The sequence below is a fragment of the Candidatus Polarisedimenticolia bacterium genome (genome assembly GCA_036004685.1).
In the GTDB taxonomy this organism is placed as follows: Bacteria; Acidobacteriota; Polarisedimenticolia; order Gp22-AA2; family AA152; genus DASYRE01.
Genome location: DASYRE010000046.1, coordinates 42517 through 57963 on the forward strand (window position 1 = coordinate 42517; position 15447 = coordinate 57963).

Below are 15447 nucleotides of genomic sequence, written 5' to 3' on the forward strand. Positions count from 1 at the left end.
CCACCTTGGACCCTGACGTCGTTCCCATCCAGAGATATGCCAGGATCGCGGGCGTCTTGGGTTTCGTCTCGATCGTGGCGGGGGGATTCGGCGAAGCCTACGTTCCGGCGGCGCTCGTGGTATGGCGGGATGCCGCGGCGACGGCTGCCAATATCACGGCCTCGGAGTCGCTATTTCGTTGGGGCTTCGCCGGCTATCTCGTCGAGGCCCTGTGTGACGTCGGGCTCACGTTGCTGCTCTATCTCTTGCTTCGGGTGGTTCGCAAGGACCTAGCCCTGCTCTCCGTCTTCTTTCGGCTCATCGGCACCGCGGGTTTCGCGATGGCCCAGGTCTTCCACTTCGCGGCCTTGCCCATCGTCAGAGGCGACGATTCGCTGAGGGTATTCTCCCCCGAGCAGCTGAATACCCTCGCGTTGCTGTCGCTCAAGGTGAGCGTCTACGGCCAGTCCGTGTTCACCATGTTCTACGGAGTCGGTACGATTCTGGTCGGCTACCTGATGGTCCGATCCGGTTTCCTGCCCCGATTCATCGGAATTCTCTTGGCGCTGACTGGCATCGGGTTCGTGGCCAAGACCTTCACGTGGGTCCTGGCGCCGCCGTATTCATCTCCGCTCCTTCTCTTGCCGGCGGCGGTCGCCGCGCTGGCGCTGACGGCCTGGCTGCTCGTCAAGGGAGTCGATGCCGCGAAATGGATGGAAAGGGCGGATTCCCGCTGATCAGGCCAGAACGCGTGCCGGACAGGCTGCCGCTTTGGCTGCGCATCCTCGGAGTCATTGCGGCTCCCGGGGCCGTGTTCCTGGCGGCTCGCCTCGTCTATGAGCAGACATGGTTGACTTGGCGTCGTGGTCCGCAGATGGTGGGGTTCGCTCTGGCGCACTCGGGCCTGGTCTTCCCTCTGCTCTTGAGCACCGTGCTCATGTTGATCTGGTGCGGGGCGGTGCTCGGCCGCAGTCTGTGGGCTCTATGGCGGGGCAAGTCGGTCTCCCGACACCGTTGGATCGTGTTGGCCGCTTCAATCGCTCTCCTGCTCGTTCCCCTGGTGCCTTACGGCACCTGGCAGCGTCTTGCGGTCGGCCGTCTCTCGTCCGGCCCTCACGCGGCCGAGTTCTTGACCTATGCGGCCGCCACGGGGAACCTCGGCGTCGTGAAGAGCCTTATGCGTTCTGGAATTAATCTCAACGCTCAGAACCGCGACGGTTCGACCGCCCTCTATGCTGCGGTGGTTGGGGGGCAGGTGCAGATCACCGAGTATCTCCTCGCCCAGGGAGCGGACGTGAACCTTCGCAACAAGTGGGCTCACAGCCCGCTTCATGCGGCTCGTGAAATGAAGCGCGGGGATCTCATCACGATTCTCCTGGCCCATGGCGCTACCGAGTAGCCTGAAGGGTCCAACCATACGCAGGCGACCTGCGCCGGCGATTTGAAACGCAAAACCGAGAGAAACACGCCCGACCGCGGAGGCGAAGCACGATGACTGAACCGAGCGTTCAAGTGAAATGGGCTCTCGTCCTGGCGGCATGCCTGATGGGGCTGACGGCCTGCCGTGACCGCTCCGTCGCCCCCGCGGCAAAGGCTTCGAGCTATTTGGATTACACCGGACGGACCGATCTGCTCGGTGGCGGCGTGCGGATGATTCCGATCCAGACGCCGAAGGGCACGTTCCGCGTCTGGACCAAGCGCGTGGGCAACAATCCCAGGATGAAGGTGCTGCTGCTGCACGGCGGGCCGGCGGCGACGCACGAGTACTTCGAGGCCTTCGACAGCTACTTCCCGGCCGCCGGCATCGAATACTACTACTACGATCAGCTGGGCTCGGCCTACAGCGATCAGCCCAACGAGCCCGAGCTGTGGGATCTGCCGCGTTTTGTGGAAGAAGTCGAGCAGGTGCGGCAGGCGTTGGGGCTCGACCGGGACAGTTTCTACCTGCTCGGGCACTCCTGGGGCGGGATCCTCGCCATGGAGTATGCGCTCCGGTACCAGCAGCACCTGAAGGGGCTCATCATCTCGAACATGATGTCCAGCATCCCGGCCTATAACGACTACGCCCGGACCGTGCTGATGCCGGCCATGGACCAGAGCGCGCTGGCGGAGATCAAGCGGCTCGAAGCTACGGGGAAGACCGAAGAGCCGCGCTACATGGAGCTGCTGATGCCGAACCACTACGGGCAGCACGTGTTGCGGATGCCGGCGGCGCAGTGGCCGGACCCGGTGAACCGGGCCTTCCAGCACCTCAACCGGGCAATCTACGTGCCGATGCAGGGACCGAGCGAGCTCAGCGCCCAGGGCAAGCTGATCCACTGGGATCGGACGAGCGACCTCGGGAAGATCGCGGTGCCGACGCTGGTGATTGGCGCGCGGTACGACACGATGGACCCGGCGCACATGGAGATGATGGCCGGTAAGGTGCGAAGGGGACGATATCTTTTCTGTCCGAACGGCAGCCACCTGGCCATGTATGATGATCAGAAGATTTACGTCGACGGAGTCATCCAATTCGTCAGGGACGTGGACGCAGGTCGCTTTTGATCTGGTCGGTCCGATAGCCGCGTTGGCCGTCGCCGATCTCGAGAGGCGGCGTTATTGATGGCCAGCTGTCGGTCTGGGATGAACAAGGAGGATCGGGTCCTCGGGCAGGTGCGCAAGCTCTGCCTGTCGCTGCCGGAGAGCCGCGAAGTGGATTCGTGGGGGCATCCGAACTTCCGGGCCGGCAAGAGGACGTTCGCCGCGTTCGAGTGGATCCAAGGGAGGCCTTCGATTACCTTCCGGTTGGATCCCGCGGAGGTCGAGTGGCGGCTTCCTCTCAAGAGTTTCTTCGCGACGCCCTACGGCCGCGGCCGGTGGGTCAGCGCATGGGCGGATGGATCGCTCAACTGACGCCTCGTCGGCCGCCTTCTCGAGGAGAGTTATCGGGGGGTGGCGCTCAAGCGGATGATCCGTGACCTGGATGCGATGAAGAAAGGGGCCTGAGTAGTTGAAGGCACCGCCTCCCGTGAGCGAGGGCGGTTGACAAGGATGCTGCATGGACTATCGGACTGCTTGATGAAGACGCCACGGAGCTGACATGAGCACGAAGCGACGGTCGACAAGCTCGCCGCCCCGCGGCCTGCCCGTGTATCGGCTTCTGACCGGAGTGGACGATGCTGTGTTCTGTCACCGGGTCAGCGAAGCTCTGGCGCTCGGCTACGAGCTGTACGGGCCTCCGGCGGCCACGTTCAACGGCGACGAGGTCATCGTCGCGCAGGCGGTCATCTGGCCTTCGATCCGGCGGGCGCGGGCGAAAGCGAAGCCATGACGGATCAAGAAAGCTCTCCCGGCGGGCCGACGCGACGACGCTGGAAGACCGTCATCGGCGTTCTCGGAGTCATCTTCGGTAGCTTCGGGGTGATGAGCGCAACGCAGGTGGCCTTGACTCCCCTGATGCTGGAATGGCAGCGGAAGTTCATCGCGACGATACAGACCCAAGCCTCACAACAGGGATCGGGGCAGACGTTCGGCGCGGTCGCCGCCATGTTCGAGCAATTTCTGGCGCCCGCGCCATGGTGGTTCACCCCATGGTGCATCGGCTTGGGTCTGGTCTCGCTCGCCGTGTCCGCGTTCTATCTCTTCAGCGCCATCTGGCTGATCCTGCACAAGCCTTCGGCGCCTCGTTGCTTTTGCGTAGCGATGATTGCGAGCATCTCCACGGTCATCGCACGAATCGCCGGACTGATGATGGCGCGCGGCATGTGGGGTCTCATGATGGGGCTCGGGGCCGTGTTTGGAATCGTAATCGATCTCGTGCTCCTCCTCATCGTACTGGCCCATCGAAGCGAGTGGTCCGAAGGAACTCCGATTGGCGCGCCAGGAATTTACTCATAAGAAGGGCCCTGAGGGAGGAAGCACAAGGCTGCGCCGTATTACGACGGCTAAGGGTGAGCTGACGGGAAGCGGGAGACTAATCCGCCCAGCGGGCGATGAAGAGATTGGTCTCGTGCGAGGCGGGGTCGGCGCGGTTGGACGACCAGATGAGCCAGCGGCCGTCGGGGCTGAAGTGGGGGAAGCCGTCGAAGCCGGGGCTGAAGGTGATGCGCTCCGGCTCGCCTCCGTTGCGGCCGACGAGATAGAGATCGAACTCGCGCTTGCCGCCGGGGCCCATGTTGGATGAGAAGAGGATCCGGTTGCCGTCGGCGGTGAAGGTCGGGCAGAAGTTGGCGGCGCCGTTGGAGGTCAGCGGGCGGGCGCCGGTGCCGTCGGCCTTCATCATATAGATCTCCAGGGAGTGGGGGCGGATCAGCCCCTTCTTCAGGAGCTGCCGGTACTCTTCGAGCTCCGGCCCTTGCGGGCGGCTGGCGCGCCAGACGATCTCGGAGCAGTCGGGGCTGAAGAAGGCGCCGCCGTCATACCCCTCCTCGTGCGTCATCCGCTTCGTCTCGCCGGCCTCGTCCATCACATAGAGATCCAAGTCGCCGTTCCGGTCGGAGGTGAAGATCAGCTTGCCGCCGCGGTGGCACCAGGTCGCCTCGGCGTCGTATCCCGGCGTCTCGGTCAGCCGCCGAACCCCCGACCCGTCGGGTTTGGCCTCGACGATGTCGTAGCTGTCGTAGAGGGCCCAGACGTACCCTTGCGAATGATCCGGCGGCGGCGGGCACGACGCTCCCGCTCCTTCCGTGGTGGAGTAGACGACCCGGTCGGCCTCGGGCCAGTCCCAGTAGCCGCAGGTCGTGCGCCCCTTGCCGCTCGAGATTCTGCGGATCGCGCCCGTCGCCAGATCCAGGATGAACTCCTGATCGCAGCCGCCCCCCGGAGGGGTGGCCTGGAAGATCACTTGGCGCCCGTCGGGGGCGAAGTAAGGCTCGGCGTTTTCCCCGCCGAAAGTGAGCTGGCGAATCTCCTTCAGATGGCGCTCTCCCTCCACGATCTTGCCGTACGGCTTGCCGGCGCCTACCTGGAAATCGGGCCCGGGCCTTCCCTCGTAAAAGGATGCGACCGCGCCTTCGGCAGACGGCGTTGGCGTGTCATGCGCGGACGCGGGCGATCCGGGAGCAGCCGGGAGAGCCGATTTGGAAGGTGCGGACTCCGCGGCGGGCGCCGCCGGCTTGGCGGCGGTCGATGCGGCCGGGGCCGGTGTGCCCGGGGAGGCGGCCGGTGCCGGTTCCTTGGTCATCGCGGCCCGGTCGCCGAGCGTGGCGCGAAACGTGCTCGGCTTGTCCTGCCGCACCACGACGACGGTGATCGTCTCGCCCGGCTTGTGATCCTGCAAGGCGTAGGTCATGTCGTAGAGATTCTCGATCCGGGTCCCGGCCATCTCGACGATCCGATCGCCGCCGCGGATGCCGGCGCGATCGGCGGGGCCGTCCTTGCGGACGTCGGCGAGCAGGACGCCTCCCTCCGTGGCTTCCATCGCACGGTAATCGGGCACGGTGCCGAGGTAAGCGCCGTAGCCCCGGCTGTCCCCGCTCGAGAACGGAGCCGATCCGGACTTGTTATAGGTCAGCCGGATTGGTTCCTGGGAAAGGTGCCGGGCAAGCTCCACGGCGAATTCCGTGATCCGCGCCGCGCCTTCCGCATCCAGGGTGCTCGCGTCGTCGTCCGGCGTGTGGTACTGCTCGTGGGCGCCGGTAAAGAGATGGAGCACCGGAACGCCGGAAGCGTAGAAGCTCGTCTGGTCCGAGGGGCCGTAGCCGTCTCCGTGGGCCGTCACCTCCAGGCCCGCCGCCTGGCGGGCCCGGTCGATCTCCGCCTTCCATTCCGGCGCCGAATCGGAGCCCAGCGCCGCGAGCAGGTTGTCGCGCAGCCGGCCCACCATGTCGAGGTTGATCATCGCGATCGTCCGCATCAGCGGAAAAGGAGGGTGATCGACGAAATAAGAAGACCCGGCGAGGCCGACCTCCTCGCCGGAGAAGAGCGCCACCACGACGGTCCGGCGCTCGCGAGCCGTTTCCAGGAGCTTGCGCAGCTCCGTGCCGATCTGAAGCGCCGCGACGACTCCGGAAGCGTTGTCGTCGGCGCCGTTGTGGATCGCGGTCTCGTTGGGGCGCATCGAGCGCTCGCCGCCCATCCCCAGATGATCGTAGTGCGCTCCGATCACGACGACGTCCTGGGCGAGGCTTCCGCGCCCCGGGAGCTTTCCGGCCACGTTCGCCGTCTCGGCGTAGGTGGCGTCGAGCGCCACTCGGCCGGCGACGTCGATCCCGACGGCATCGACCGAGCGCGGAACCAGATCCCGATCCACCGTTTCCTGGAAGGTTTTCAGATCCATCTTGGCGCGGTCGAGCCACTTCTGCGCCACGGAAGTCTTGACTTGCAGGACGGGGATTCCGGCGGGACTCTCGGGTCCGTCGTTCTTGAGCGCCGGGACCTTGTCCTGGCCCTCGTCCTGGAGCGGCCCCGTCGCGAAAATCACCGCCGCCGCGCCGCGCTCGCGCGCCTGGAGGACCTTGTAGCGGAGCCCCGACCAGCGGCTCGGCTTCTTCCCGGCGAAGGGGGAGGCGTCGTCCTTCTCCTGTGGCTCGTAACGGAGCATCAGGACGACTTTGCCCTTCAGATCCAGCCCTTTCAGCTCCTCGAACCCGAGGGCAGGGGACTCGATACCGTATCCGGCGAACGCCAGCGGGCCCGAGAACTCCCCGGTGCTCGAGAAGCCGAGCGTCGCCCAGTCGGCGTCCGGGACGCCGTCGAGGCGGTTTCCCTTCGCCATCGACACGCCCATCTTCACCTTGAAGGACTGCCGGAAGCTGCCGTCGAAGACCGGCTGGAGCCCACGGCGCCGCAGCTCGGACTCGATCCAGTCGGCGGCGCGTCCGATCCCGGCGGTTCCCAGACCCCTCCCTTCCATGGAGTCGGCCGCGAGGATTTCCACGTCGCGCTGGAATTCTTTCGCCAGGCTCCGCGTCCGCCGGTCGGCCGCCGCAGGCTCGTGCTTCGGCTTGGAGCCAGGCTCGCCACCGGCGCGGAAGCCGCCCTCCGCCGCGCCGACGAGAAGAATGGCCAGGACTGCCGGAGGGATCCACCGTGTCATGCCCACTCCAAGACTCGTGAACTTGAAGTTGAATTCGAAAGACTAGCCCTGCAGCGGCGTTCCCGTCAACCGGACCAGGCCCAGGCGACGCGGCTCATCCCGGCAAAGGGGCGGTTTGCGGGCGCGAAGATGCCAGGGCCGGGAGGTCGGAGTTAGAATCGCCAGGAAGAATGGCTGCGTGGGGGCGTAAGGAAAAGCGCCATGCCGATCGGGACATCGATTCGACAGGCTTACAGCTGGCTGGATACGATCTTGCCGCGCTGGATGGCGCGGGAAGGTGTCATCCTCCTGCGCCTGAGCCTGGGCATCGTCTTCTTCTGGTTCGGCGTTCTCAAGTTCTTTCCCGACCTCAGCCCGGCGCAGGAGCTGGCGACCCGCACGATGGGTGCCCTGACCCTTGGCAGGGTGCCGCCGGCCGTATGCCTGCCGGTGCTGGCGGTTTGGGAGTGTCTCATCGGGGTGGGGCTGTTGTCGGGCCTGTTCATGCGCGCGACCCTTCTTTTGATGTTCGTGCAAATGGTCGGCACCATCACGCCGATGTTCCTTTTCCCGGACGAGGTCTTCCTGCGGTTCCCTTATGCGCCGACCCTGGAGGGTCAGTACATCATCAAGAACCTGGTGCTCATCAGCGCCGGCGTGGTGATTGGTGCCACCGTGCGCGGCGGGAAGCTCATCGCCGATCCATAAAGAGCGCGCGTGCGTTGAGGGCCAACCGTCGGTCTGGGATGAACAAGGAGAATCGGGTCCTCGGGCAAGTGCGTTGCGGCGAAGTGCAGACATAGTTTTCAGGAGAGGCCGCCCGAGTCAAGGTGGTCCCACGGGAGTGAGCCGAGCGATGAAAGGGAGGGCATCGTCTTGAACCGTATGCGAGAGGCTATGATGAAGCGCACCTTGTACGGTTTCGCGGTCGGCCTGGCATTGCTGCTGGCAAGCGCATCCTTGGCCGCCGGGGCGGAGCCCAGGCGAATCACCGTGCTCTACGATGCCTTCGGCCCACCCTCGGCGCTGCAGAAGGATTGGGGGTTCGCAGCGCTGGTGGAGTATGCGGGTCGACGCATCCTGTTCGACACCGGCAACAACGCGAAGATTTTCGAGCACAACGTCAAGCGGCTCCGGATCGATTTGAAAAAACTCGATGCCGCCGTGATCTCGCACCGGCACGGAGACCATACCACCGGCCTGACGTACCTGCTGCGGGAGAATCCGGCCGTCAAGATCTACGTCCCGCAGGAGGGAGCCTTCTTCAAGAGCCGGCTTCCGGCCGATTTCCTGGAGCCCCAGCCTTCCTTGCCACCGGAGATGCGCTACTTCGACGGAAAGCAGCCGGAGCGTCTTCAATCGGGCACTCCCTGGGAAACCGCCGATTTTGAAATCGTGACGAAGACGACGGAGATATTGCCCGGCTTCTACGTCCTGACGACTCGCTCCGAAAAGCCCGGGACGATGGAAATGAACGAGGTCTCGCTCGCCATCCGCACTCCCAAGGGGCTGGCTGTCGTCGTGGGCTGCTCCCATCCGGGCGTGGAGAAGATCCTCGAAGGAGCCGCGCGGATCGACCCAAAGCTGTACACCGTGACGGGCGGTTTTCACCTGGTGCAGACGCCCCGGGAACAGGTGCAACGGACCGCGGACTTGCTTCATGACACCCTGAAGGTCGAGCGCGTCGCCCCGGGTCATTGCACGAGCGAGCCGGGATTCTCGATCTTCATGGATCGTTTCGGGGACCGCTTCGACCGCGCCGGCCTTGGCTCGGTCCTCGCGCTTCCCTAGCCGATGGTTCCGCCCCGCTGGGTTGAACGGGGCGGCGTGGATCCTGAAAGGAAAAGAGGAAATGCCGAAACCAACGACGCCGAAGTCCAAGTCACAGCCTGACATGCTCTATCGGACCCTTGGCAAGACCGGAGAGAGAGTCTCCGCGATCGGTCTCGGCGGCTGGCACCTCGGAGTGAAGAAGGTCGACGAGCCGCTCAGCCTCCGCATCGTTCGCGCCGCCATCGACGGCGGCATCAACTTCATGGACAACTCCTGGGACTACAACGACGGCGCCAGCGAAATCCGGATGGGCAAGGCGCTGCGCGACGGCTATCGGAAGAAGGTCTTCCTGATGACCAAGATCGACGGGCGGTCGAAGAAGGAAGCGGCGCGGCAGCTCGACGAATCGCTCCGGCGGCTCGACACCGACTGCATCGATCTGGTCCAGCACCACGAGATCCTGCGCTTCGAGGATCCGCACCGGATCTTCGACGAGGAGGGGGCCCATGCGGCGCTGCTCGAGGCGCGCCAGGCGGGCAAAATCCGCTTCATCGGCTTCACGGGCCACAAGGATCCGTGGATCCACCTGCACACGCTCGAGGTGGCCCGCGAGCACGATTTCCGGTTCGACACGGTCCAGATGCCGCTGAACGTCATGGACGCGCACTATCGCAGCTTCGAAAGACTGGTCTTGCCGGCGCTCGTCCGGGAGGGCATCGGGGTGCTCGGCATGAAGAGCATGGGGAACGGAATCATTCTAAAGTCGCAAACCGTGACGGCGATTGAGTGCCTGCAGTACGCCCTGAGCTTGCCGACCTCGGTGGTCATCACCGGGGTGGACAGCATGGAGATCCTCGGGCAGGCGTTCGAGGCGGCGCGCACCTTCCGCCCGATGAGCAAGGCCCAGGTGAAGGCGCTGCTGGCCAAAACGGTCGGGGCGGCCTCGAAAGGGGAGTTCGAGCTGTTCAAGACGACCTCGATCTTCGACGCCACCGCCATCAACCCGCAATGGCTGGGCGAAGAGCCCGAGCGTGTGCAGCAGGTGATGCCCGACTGAGTCGCGCCGCACAGCCGAACGTGCGCCGCGGCAACGCACGGCGCGGGCGAATTGCGTTATAACAGGGCGCTCCTGCGCCCGGACAAGTAGGTGACGGCTCCTCGGCATTTCGAGCCAATTATGGTTAAGTAAGTGAGGCGCCTACCCCCCCGCTTCGGCCTGACGGCCGCCACTCGGCCGGGGCTCAATCCCGCATTGTCGCGGTTGTCGCATACGGAGGTGACGCATCATGTCCATGTCGACGCTGAAAGCTCGGACGATACTCTGCTGTCTGGTTTCATTGAGCCTGTGCGGCGGAGCGTGGAAGGAAAACGGCAAGCCGGTCCCCGATACCGCCTGGGCCAAGTCCGATGGAGACTTTGTCGCGCAGCTGGTTTTCAGCGACACGCCGAATGATACGTTCAAGAAGGGGGACAGGCCGGAACCCGCCGCGCTGTTGAGCGGCACGCGGAAGGCGCTGCGAGGGGCTCCGATCGTCGCGGTCGTCTATTTCTCCGGGTGCGCCGCCGACGCGAAGGGGAATTGCGACGCCACGGTCCGATTCTCGGCCCAGGCGCCCGACGGAAAACCGTGGAGCGATCCGATCGAAGGGGAGCTGTGGCTCAACAAGCTGCCGCCGGGAAAAGGCCAGATGCAGCTCAGCGTGAAGAATATGGGGATTCTTATCGAAACCGGTGACGCCCTGGGCGTCTACAAGGTGCGGGCCGATATCGAGGACAAGATCGCCAAGAAGAAGATGGTCCTCGAAAAGGAGTTCACCGCGGTGGAGGCGCCCGCGGGAAGCAGCAGTGGCTCCAGCAGCCCTTGAAGTCCGCCGCGCCCGCGATCAGATCGGCAGGTGATAGCCGGTCAGGGCTTTCACGTACTGGGCGCGCTCGAAGGCGGAGGGGTCGGCGCAGGAGCGCTGGTTCATGCTCCCCTTGAGCTGATAGACCGAGACGTACTCGTGCTCCTCCATCCAGCGGACGAGCCCGGCGCGGATCTCGGCAAGGTGCGGGATGCCGCGCCGCAGGAGCGCCGAGCAGATCATCGTCACGTCGGCCCCGACCATCAGCATCTTCAGCACGTCCTCGTGGGTGGCGATCCCGCCGGTGGCGGCGAAGCTCGCCTCGATGTGCCCGTCGAGGATGGCGATCCAGCGCAGCGGCAGGCGCATCGCCTGCGGGCTACTCAGCAGCACGCGCGGCAGGACCTCGAGGCTCTCCAGGTCGATGTCGGGCTGGTAGAAGCGGTTGAAGAGCACCAGGCCGTTGGCCCCGGCCTCCACCAGCTTCTTCGCCATGTTGGCGGGCGCGCTGAACTGCGGCCCCAGCTTGACCGCCAGAGGCAAGCTCACGACCGAGCGGACCTGGCGGACCACTTCCAGCATCCGCTCCTCCACCTGCGCGCCGGTGGTGTCGGGGTCGGTCGGGATGGTGTAGAGGTTCAGCTCCAGCGCATCCGCGCCGGCCTGCTCGATGTCCCGGGCGGTGTCGAGCCAGCCTCCGAGCGAGGCGCCGTTCAAGCTGGCGATCACCGGGATTTCGACGGCGTTCTTGGCGCCCAGGACGTGCTCCAGGTATTCCAGGGTCCCGAAGCGGAACTCCTTCGGCTCGGGAAAGTAGGTGAGCGACTCGGCGAACGACTCGGTGCCTTTCGAGAGGTAATGCTGGATCGTCAGCGCCTCCCGCTCGATCTGCTCCTCGAACAGCGACTGCAGCACCACGGCTCCGGCGCCGGCGTCCTCCATGCGCCGCAGGTTGTCGAGGTCCTCCGACAGCGGGGACGCGGAGGGGACGAGCGGGTTCCGCAGATCCAATCCCAGGTAGCTGGTCCTAAGCTCCATGACCGACCTTCCTTTCCGTCTCCGATTCCGGCTGTTTCCACGGGCGGGCCAGCTCTTCGAGCGTCCGCCACCTCTCCGCGACGTCCTCCTGGGCGAGATCGAGCAGCCGCTTCGCCTCCTCCGGCCGGCTCAGGGTGAGCATGCGATAGCGCGTCTCGCGATAGGCGTATTCCTTCAGCGGCATCTGGGGCGGCTTCGAGTCGAGCTGGAGGGGATTGACGCCCTCGCGGGCTTTCGCGGGATTGAAGCGCAGCAGGGGCCAGTAGCCGCTCTGGACCGCCAGCTTCTGCTGCTGCATGCCGAGACCCATGTTGATGCCGTGGGCGATGCAGTGGCTGTAGGCGATGATCAGCGACGGCCCCGGATAGGCTTCGGCTTCGAGGAACGCTTTCACCGTCTGCGCGTCGGAAGCGCCCATCGCGATACGCGCTACGTAAATGTTGCCGTAGCTCATGGCGAGCAGCGCCAGGTCCTTGCGTGGCCCCGGCTTGCCGGCCTCGGCGAACTTCGCCACCGCGGCGCGCGGCGTCGCCTTCGAGGCCTGGCCGCCGGTGTTGGAGTAGACCTCGGTGTCGAGCACGAGGACGTTGACGTCGCGCCCCGAGGCGAGGACGTGATCGAGCCCGCCGAAGCCGATGTCGTAGGCCCAGCCGTCCCCTCCGACGATCCAGACCGTCTTGCGGACGAGATGATCGGCGAGCGCCAGGAGGTCCTTCGCCCCCGGCTCCTCGATCCCGGCCATCTTGCGCTTCAGCGCCTCAACCTGCTCGCGGCGGGCCGCGATCCCCGCCTCGCCGGCCGGGTCGGGCGCGAGCAGCGAGCCGGTCAGCTCGCTGCCCAGCGCCGGGGCGAAGCGGCGCAGCAGCTCGCGGGCGTAATCGCGCTGCTGGTCGAGACTCAGCCGGAAGCCCAGGCCGAACTCGGCGTTATCCTCGAACAGCGAGTTGGACCAGGCCGGCCCGCGGCCGTCGCGGTTGGCGCTCCAGGGCGTCGTCGGCAGATTGCCGCCGTAGATCGAGGAGCAGCCGGTCGCGTTGGCGACCATCAGGCGATCGCCGAAGAGCTGGCTGAGCAGCTTGACGTAGGGCGTCTCGCCGCAGCCGGCGCAGGCCCCGGAGTACTCGAACAGGGGCTGCAGGAGCTGCGAGCCCTTGACGGTGTCGAGGCGCACCGCGCCCCGATCGGCTTCGGGGAGCTCCAGGAAGAACCCGTAGTTCTTGCGCTCCGCCTCCCGCAGCGGCGCCTGGGGGGACATGTTGATCGCCTTGAGGCGCGTCTCGGTCTTGTTGCGGGCGGGGCAGATCTCGACGCACAGCCCGCAGCCGGTGCAGTCCTCAGCGGCCACCTGGACGGTGTACCGGGTGCCGGCGGGAAACTCGGATCCCTTCCAGTCCATGCTCTTGAAAGTCTCCGGCCGGCCGGCGAGCGCTTCGCCGGGGTAGGCCTTCACCCGGATGGCGGCGTGCGGGCAGACCAGCGCGCACTTGTTGCACTGGATGCACCACGACTCGTCCCACGCCGGAACCTCCAGGGCGATGTTGCGCTTCTCCCAGCGCGCCGTGTCGGTGGGATAGGTCCCGTCCACGGGCAGGGCGCTGACCGGCAGCAGGTCGCCGCGGCCCGCCATGATCTCGGCGGTGACGCGCTGCACGAAATCGGGCGCGCGCCCGGAGAGGACGGGGGGACGCCAGCGGGCGGCGGGCGCCGCGGCAGGGATCGTCACCTCGTGAAGCTGCGCCAGGGCGCCGTCGACGGCAGCGAAGTTCATCGACGCGATCTGCTCGCTCTTCTTGCCGTAGCTCTTGCGGATCGATTCCTTGATCGCTTCGATCGCCTCGTGCTTGGGCATCACGCCCGAGATGGCGAAGAAGCAGGTCTGCATGACGGTGTTGATCCGCCGTCCGAGCCCCGTCGCCTCCGCCACCCGGTAGGCGTCGATGACGAAGAAGCGCAGGTTCTTCTCCAGGATCGCCACCTGGAGGTCGCGCGGCAGGCGATCCCAGGCGCGCTCCGGCGGCGCGATGGTGTTGAGGAGGAAGACGCCTCCCTCGGCCGCCACCCGCATCAGGTCGATGGTCTCGAGGAAGCTCTCCTGATGGCAGGCCACGAAGCTGGCGGAGTCGATCAGGTAGGTGGAGCGGATCGGACGGGGGCCGAAGCGCAGGTGGGAGACGGTGACCGATCCGGCTTTCTTCGAGTCGTAGACGAAATAGCCCTGCGCGTGGCGGTCGGTCTGCCCGGCGATGATCTTGATCGAGTTCTTGTTGGCGCTCACGGTGCCGTCGGAGCCGAGACCGAAGAAGACGGCGCGCACCGTCTCGGGCAATTCGGTGGAGAAGGAGCGATCCCACGGCAGCGAGGTTCCGGTGACGTCGTCGACGATCCCCACGGTGAAGTGGTTCCGCGGCCGCTCGGCGGCGAGCTCGGAGAAGATGCCGGCCACCATGGCGGGGGTGAACTCCTTCGAGGAGAGGCCGTACCGGCCGCCGACGATCCGGGGGCGCGCGGCGAATGGAGCGATCGATTGCTCCAGGGCCTCCTCGACGGCGGCCACCACGTTGAGGTAGAGCGGCTCGCCGAGGCTTCCCGGCTCCTTGGTGCGATCCAGCGCCGCGATCGACCGGACGGTCGCGGGCAGGGCCTCCATGAAACGGCGGGCCGAGAAGGGAAGGAACAGGCGGACCTTGACCAGCCCGACGCGCTCGCCGCGCCGGACCAGCTCCTCGACCGCCTCCTCGGCGGCGCCGGAGCCCGAGCCCATGAGGACGATCACGCGCTCCGCCTCGGGCGATCCGACGTAATCGAAGAGACGGTATCGCCGGCCGATGCGGTCGGCGAAGCGGTCCATCGCGCCTTGGACGATCTCGGGGCAGGCGAGGTAGAAGCGGTTCACCGCTTCGCGGGCCTGGAAGAAGACGTCGGGGTTCTGCGCCGTTCCTCGCAGGGTCGGATGATCGGGGGTCAGGGCGCGCGACCGGTGCGCGCGGATCCACTCGTCGTCGATCAGGGCCCGCAGGTCCGCGTCGGACAGCACCTCGATCTTCTGGATCTCGTGCGACGTCCGGAAGCCGTCGAAGAAGTGCAGGAAGGGGACGCGCGACTCGAGCGTGGCGGCGTGGGCGACGGCTGCCAGGTCCATGGCCTCCTGCACGGAGCCGGAGGCGAGCAGCACGAAGCCGGTGGCGCGGGCCGCCATCACGTCGCTGTGATCGCCGAAGATCGACAGCGCCTGGCAGGCGACGGAGCGGGCGGCGACGTGGAACACGGCCGGAGTCAGCTCGCCGGCGATCTTGTACATGTTGGGGATCATCAGCAGAAGGCCTTGCGAGGCGGTGAAGGTGGTGGCCAGCGAGCCGGCGGTCAGCGCCCCGTGGATGGCGCCGGCGGCGCCCCCTTCGCTCTGCATCTCGATAACGCGTGGAACGGTCCCCCATAGATTCTGCCGTCCGGCGGCCGACCAGGCGTCGGCCCACTCGCCCATGGCGGAGGAAGGGGTGATGGGGTAGATGGCCACGACTTCGCTCAGGGCATAGGCGATCCGCGCCGCCGCTTCGTTGCCGTCGATCGCCTCGAGGATCCGACTCATGATGCGTTCCCTCCCCAGCTCCCGCGGATGACAGGCCGCCCGCCATCTCCTTGACGCCACGCTCTTTGAAACAGCAGATTCCGTGCCATTCGAATCTGGCCCATCAGGCGCTTCCCGAGTGAGCCCCGTGGGACGACGCGAATACTTTGCTCCCCCCCTGCCCGCCCCGCGCAATTTTTTCCGATTCACTTGATCTGGTTCAGGAAGTCAGATCTTCAGGGAGTGCTCGC

13 protein-coding genes are annotated in these 15447 nt (G+C 65.9%); 10 read left to right on the plus strand and 3 right to left on the minus strand.

What is annotated here, in order from left to right:
• The first annotated feature begins 5 nt into the window (after nucleotides 1–5).
• The 6 genes from VGR67_12340 (at nucleotide 6) to VGR67_12365 (ending at nucleotide 3858) form a co-directional block, all read left to right on the plus strand.
• Nucleotides 6–716, plus strand: coding sequence for a DUF4386 domain-containing protein (locus tag VGR67_12340; protein HEV8337198.1), 711 nt, complete (start codon nucleotides 6–8; stop codon nucleotides 714–716).
• Between the two features lie 14 nt (nucleotides 717–730).
• Nucleotides 731–1378 carry an ankyrin repeat domain-containing protein gene (locus tag VGR67_12345; GenBank protein HEV8337199.1) on the plus strand — a complete coding sequence of 216 codons (648 nt, stop codon included), beginning with the start codon at nucleotides 731–733 and terminating at the stop codon, nucleotides 1376–1378.
• A 146-nt stretch (nucleotides 1379–1524) separates the two neighbouring features.
• Complete coding sequence (locus VGR67_12350; protein HEV8337200.1) at nucleotides 1525–2526, plus strand: proline iminopeptidase-family hydrolase; 1002 nt, start codon at nucleotides 1525–1527, stop codon at nucleotides 2524–2526.
• Nucleotides 2527–2583: 57 nt separating this feature from the next.
• Entirely contained in the window at nucleotides 2584–2874 is a 291-nt protein-coding gene (locus VGR67_12355; GenBank protein ID HEV8337201.1) for an MmcQ/YjbR family DNA-binding protein, read from the plus strand.
• A gap of 187 nt (nucleotides 2875–3061) precedes the next feature.
• Entirely contained in the window at nucleotides 3062–3292 is a 231-nt protein-coding gene (locus VGR67_12360) for a DUF1737 domain-containing protein (protein HEV8337202.1), read from the plus strand.
• Complete coding sequence (locus tag VGR67_12365; GenBank protein ID HEV8337203.1) at nucleotides 3289–3858, plus strand: hypothetical protein; 570 nt, start codon at nucleotides 3289–3291, stop codon at nucleotides 3856–3858. The genes VGR67_12360 and VGR67_12365 overlap by 4 nt, the downstream gene beginning before the upstream one ends.
• A gap of 76 nt (nucleotides 3859–3934) precedes the next feature.
• On the opposite strand, the gene VGR67_12370 is transcribed toward VGR67_12365, so the two are convergent.
• Nucleotides 3935–6997, minus strand: a complete 3063-nt coding sequence (locus tag VGR67_12370; GenBank protein ID HEV8337204.1) for a M28 family peptidase — start codon at nucleotides 6995–6997, stop codon at nucleotides 3935–3937.
• A 201-nt stretch (nucleotides 6998–7198) separates the two neighbouring features.
• Here VGR67_12370 and VGR67_12375 point away from each other — a divergent pair, with 201 nt between their 5' ends.
• From VGR67_12375 to VGR67_12390, 4 genes are all read left to right on the plus strand, one after another.
• Nucleotides 7199–7684, plus strand: coding sequence for a DoxX family protein (locus VGR67_12375; GenBank protein HEV8337205.1), 486 nt, complete (start codon nucleotides 7199–7201; stop codon nucleotides 7682–7684).
• A gap of 192 nt (nucleotides 7685–7876) precedes the next feature.
• The gene (locus VGR67_12380; GenBank protein HEV8337206.1) at nucleotides 7877–8767 is read left to right on the plus strand and encodes an MBL fold metallo-hydrolase; all 891 of its coding nucleotides are present in this window, start codon (nucleotides 7877–7879) and stop codon (nucleotides 8765–8767) included.
• A gap of 61 nt (nucleotides 8768–8828) precedes the next feature.
• Nucleotides 8829–9806, plus strand: a complete 978-nt coding sequence (locus VGR67_12385; protein ID HEV8337207.1) for an aldo/keto reductase — start codon at nucleotides 8829–8831, stop codon at nucleotides 9804–9806.
• Between the two features lie 229 nt (nucleotides 9807–10035).
• A complete protein-coding gene (locus VGR67_12390) occupies nucleotides 10036–10614 on the plus strand; it encodes a hypothetical protein (GenBank protein ID HEV8337208.1) in 579 nt (192 codons plus the stop codon).
• A gap of 18 nt (nucleotides 10615–10632) precedes the next feature.
• On the opposite strand, the gene VGR67_12395 is transcribed toward VGR67_12390, so the two are convergent.
• A complete protein-coding gene (locus VGR67_12395; GenBank protein HEV8337209.1) occupies nucleotides 10633–11631 on the minus strand; it encodes a dihydroorotate dehydrogenase-like protein in 999 nt (332 codons plus the stop codon).
• Nucleotides 11621–15217 carry a pyruvate:ferredoxin (flavodoxin) oxidoreductase gene (gene nifJ / locus VGR67_12400; protein HEV8337210.1) on the minus strand — a complete coding sequence of 1199 codons (3597 nt, stop codon included), beginning with the start codon at nucleotides 15215–15217 and terminating at the stop codon, nucleotides 11621–11623. The genes VGR67_12395 and nifJ overlap by 11 nt, the downstream gene beginning before the upstream one ends.
• Nucleotides 15218–15447 lie beyond the last annotated feature (230 nt).

Coding starts and splice junctions, on each gene's coding strand:
- VGR67_12365 (HEV8337203.1), top strand. CDS start 3,289: ATGACGGATCAAGAAAGCTCTCCCGGCGGGCCGACGCGACGACGCTGG.
- VGR67_12390 (HEV8337208.1), top strand. CDS start 10,036: ATGTCCATGTCGACGCTGAAAGCTCGGACGATACTCTGCTGTCTGGTT.
- VGR67_12355 (HEV8337201.1), top strand. CDS start 2,584: ATGGCCAGCTGTCGGTCTGGGATGAACAAGGAGGATCGGGTCCTCGGG.
- VGR67_12380 (HEV8337206.1), top strand. CDS start 7,877: ATGAAGCGCACCTTGTACGGTTTCGCGGTCGGCCTGGCATTGCTGCTG.
- VGR67_12370 (HEV8337204.1), bottom strand. CDS start 6,997: ATGACACGGTGGATCCCTCCGGCAGTCCTGGCCATTCTTCTCGTCGGC.
- nifJ (HEV8337210.1), bottom strand. CDS start 15,217: ATGAGTCGGATCCTCGAGGCGATCGACGGCAACGAAGCGGCGGCGCGG.
- VGR67_12360 (HEV8337202.1), top strand. CDS start 3,062: ATGAGCACGAAGCGACGGTCGACAAGCTCGCCGCCCCGCGGCCTGCCC.
- VGR67_12385 (HEV8337207.1), top strand. CDS start 8,829: ATGCCGAAACCAACGACGCCGAAGTCCAAGTCACAGCCTGACATGCTC.
- VGR67_12350 (HEV8337200.1), top strand. CDS start 1,525: ATGGGGCTGACGGCCTGCCGTGACCGCTCCGTCGCCCCCGCGGCAAAG.
- VGR67_12375 (HEV8337205.1), top strand. CDS start 7,199: ATGCCGATCGGGACATCGATTCGACAGGCTTACAGCTGGCTGGATACG.
- VGR67_12395 (HEV8337209.1), bottom strand. CDS start 11,631: ATGGAGCTTAGGACCAGCTACCTGGGATTGGATCTGCGGAACCCGCTC.